Source organism: Galbibacter marinus (genome assembly GCF_000300875.1).
Classification (GTDB): Bacteria; Bacteroidota; Bacteroidia; order Flavobacteriales; family Flavobacteriaceae; genus Galbibacter; species Galbibacter marinus.
This window is the reverse complement of sequence record NZ_AMSG01000054.1, coordinates 1-2,718: the sequence shown is the minus strand read 5'-3', so window position 1 is coordinate 2,718 and position 2,718 is coordinate 1. Positions and strand designations below refer to the sequence as shown.

General features: G+C 41.6%; 5 protein-coding genes. 4 read left to right on the top strand and 1 reads right to left on the bottom strand.

Annotated features, from left to right (window positions below; translation table 11 throughout):
* A partial coding sequence (locus I215_RS16275) for an RHS repeat-associated core domain-containing protein (RefSeq protein ID WP_008992936.1) occupies nt 1–743 on the top strand: 743 nt, incomplete at its 5' end.
* Nucleotides 715–1,257, top strand: coding sequence for a hypothetical protein (locus tag I215_RS15495; RefSeq protein WP_008992935.1), 543 nt, complete (start codon nt 715–717; stop codon nt 1,255–1,257). The genes I215_RS16275 and I215_RS15495, both read left to right, overlap by 29 nt.
* A 67-nt stretch (nt 1,258–1,324) precedes the next feature.
* On the opposite strand, the gene I215_RS16270 is transcribed toward I215_RS15495, so the two are convergent.
* Nucleotides 1,325–1,690, bottom strand: coding sequence for a hypothetical protein (locus I215_RS16270; protein WP_156800309.1), 366 nt, complete (start codon nt 1,688–1,690; stop codon nt 1,325–1,327).
* A gap of 364 nt (nt 1,691–2,054) precedes the next feature.
* Here I215_RS16270 and I215_RS16265 point away from each other — a divergent pair, with 364 nt between their 5' ends.
* Both I215_RS16265 and I215_RS16260 read left to right on the top strand, forming a co-directional pair.
* Nucleotides 2,055–2,474, top strand: coding sequence for a hypothetical protein (locus I215_RS16265; RefSeq protein WP_156800308.1), 420 nt, complete (start codon nt 2,055–2,057; stop codon nt 2,472–2,474).
* Nucleotides 2,461–2,613 carry a hypothetical protein gene (locus I215_RS16260; protein WP_156800307.1) on the top strand — a complete coding sequence of 51 codons (153 nt, stop codon included), beginning with the start codon at nt 2,461–2,463 and terminating at the stop codon, nt 2,611–2,613. The genes I215_RS16265 and I215_RS16260 overlap by 14 nt, the downstream gene beginning before the upstream one ends.
* Nucleotides 2,614–2,718: the final 105 nt, after the last annotated feature.

Sequence of the window (2,718 nt, the reverse complement as noted above, 5' to 3'; positions counted from 1 at the left end):
ATTACAATCCTGCAATAGGTAGGTGGATGAATGTTGACCCGTTGGCGGAGCAGATGAGAAGGCACTCGCCCTATAATTATGCATTTAATAATCCTATTTACTGGATTGATCCTGATGGAATGTCACCTGATGATATATGGAAATTGGAGCAAAGTGGAAAATTGGTTTGGGTGGCGGCTGATGACACAAAAGATGTTATATATAGCACAAATGCCAATGGAAATATAACAGAGAACAGTAGCAGTCTTGTATTGGAAAAGGGAAGTATCACAGGAGAATTTTCCACGGATAAAGCCATGGGAATAGAGGTTGAAAATCAGGAGACTGCAGATAAGGTATTTGAATTTACTTCAAATAATCTAGACGGGAAAAACGGAAATCCTGTTGAGATGGCTACAGTTACGGCAGCCAACGATTCAGGGACTGAAAAATCAGTGGTTATCAGTTCAGGAAGCAAAGAAAAGGTGGATACAGTTGGGGCTGCCAATAAATTAAATGAGGAAGGATATACCTCGCTTAAGGAAACTAATCATTCTCATCCAGGCGATGGTCCATTTTCTGATATCCCAAGCGGATATGCATCGGATGGTAAAAGATATCCGGCTCAAGATTTGGGTGGAGATGGAGCAGCAGCGGAGTATATGAATGAGAAGAGTAAGACCAAAGCAACACACAAAATGTATCATCCCCAATCAAAAACAACTACCATTTACGATGAAAAAATTTATAAAAAAGTTAATTAGAATAACGGTCTGTATATTAGTTCTGTATTCTTGTAGATCAAAGGAAGAGGGAGCTGGTTTTGAATCCGAATTTCAAAAGGTAGTACTAAATGAAGAAATACAGAAGTTACTAAAAATTTATCTTGAGAGTTTAGAGAAAGTTAATCCTGATGAATACGTATTAAGGTTTGGAATCAATGAATACGATGAACAACATTTTATGATATTATTGAGCAATTTTCACAAAAGCCAAGATGCCTATGAGAAAGGTTATGAACAAAAGTGGAAGATAAGCGATTTTGAAGAATTTAGGATTTATGTGCATGATGAGAGAAATAGGATAAGTAGACCAACGAAGGAAAAAATCATACTTCATTATGAAAAATCAAAAGATAGTATAGTTCCTGATGGCTATGAGGGTAATTTATGGGAAATTCATTTTAGAAACGATACATTAGCTGAGATTCACTTGATGCGCACACCAAAATCTATAGGAGAAAAAGCTGAAGAAAAAATAAAACAAATTGAATTTTAATAAACTATTCTTGGATAGAATCCAGATGATTGAATTAAAATACGAAACCGCCCAAAGGGGCGGTTTTTCATGCCCTTCTGTTGTTGAAGAACTCGGAAAAAGATTTGGTGCTTTGCTCCACTGCGTGTGCACCGATGGCCAGTTTGCCCTTCTCCGGCAGCAGTAGGCCGCGAATCCTGTTCTGGTAATTCTCTCCTATAGCACATACTAGGGTAAACGGTTTTTTGGGAGATCGTTTAAAATCCTTGTGCCTGAGCAGTTTTTTGATATGGGAGATAACGGTATTCTCGTCAAGGGACAGGGAAGTCCCCAGATTAATGATGTACTCCGAATAGGCATCCATAGCACTGAAGAAATAGGCCATGCCCTGTTGGGCCCGGACGGGGACATGAAAAAAATAGAGAACCTCTTTGGGCCTGGCAGCTTCTATCACAGATATGCTTTTTTGGCCTTGGTATCCCTTAGTACGGTATCGATAAGACGGAAGCTTGCTGTCGCATACCCAGTGCACCTTGGGACTACAGACCTGGATATAAATACAATGTCCGCGGATGGTTAAATCCATTAATGACCCGGCCGATCTGGGCGATGCGCTCTTCGGCTATGGGATAAGGTACAACGATATCGCGGATCCTACCAAAAGGCTCTACAACGGGAATATAGGCCAAACGCTATGGAACAGCCAAAGCCCGGTAACGGGCAGCAACCCCATAAGCTCAGTCTACACTTATACCTACGATGCCCTGAACCGGATCACTTCGGCTACCGACAACACCACGAACTACAACCTGGACCTAGTGGAATATGACAAGAACGGGAACATCCAAAGACTAAAAAGGAAGGGGCATACCAATGTAGGAGCCACCACGTTTGGGCTTATGGACGATCTTGACTATGCCTATGACAATAATAACAGGTTGTTGAGCGTTACAGATGCCGTAATCACTCCTGCACTCATGAAGGGTGAGTTCAAGGACGGGAACAAGGTGGGGAACGATTATTATTATGACCCCAATGGCAACTTAACATCAGATGCCAACAAGGGAATAACGAGCATACTTTATAATCATATGAATATGCCAACAAAGGTTACCTGTGCAGATTTCCATCGACGGAAGTGGGAACAATGGTACAATTTCCTATATTTACGATGCCACCGGGACCAAGTTGCGCAAGATCGCCACGGACATCGGGGAAAGTTCTATGACAACAACTGATTATGCGGGTGCTTCGACAGGCTCAGCAACCTTGGTATATGAGAACGGGCAATTACAGTTCTTTGGCCATCCGGAAGGGTATGTGATCCCAGACGGACAGGGAGGAATGATTATGTGTACCAGTACAGGGACCACTTAGGGAATATCAGGTTGAGTTATACCAATGACCCAAGTAATCCTGACACTCCAACGATCATTGAAGAAAACAATTATTATCCTTTTGGTTTGAAGCACAAAGGATATA

Coding starts and splice junctions, on each gene's coding strand:
- I215_RS16260 (WP_156800307.1), top strand. CDS start 2,461: ATGACAACAACTGATTATGCGGGTGCTTCGACAGGCTCAGCAACCTTG.
- I215_RS15495 (WP_008992935.1), top strand. CDS start 715: ATGAAAAAATTTATAAAAAAGTTAATTAGAATAACGGTCTGTATATTA.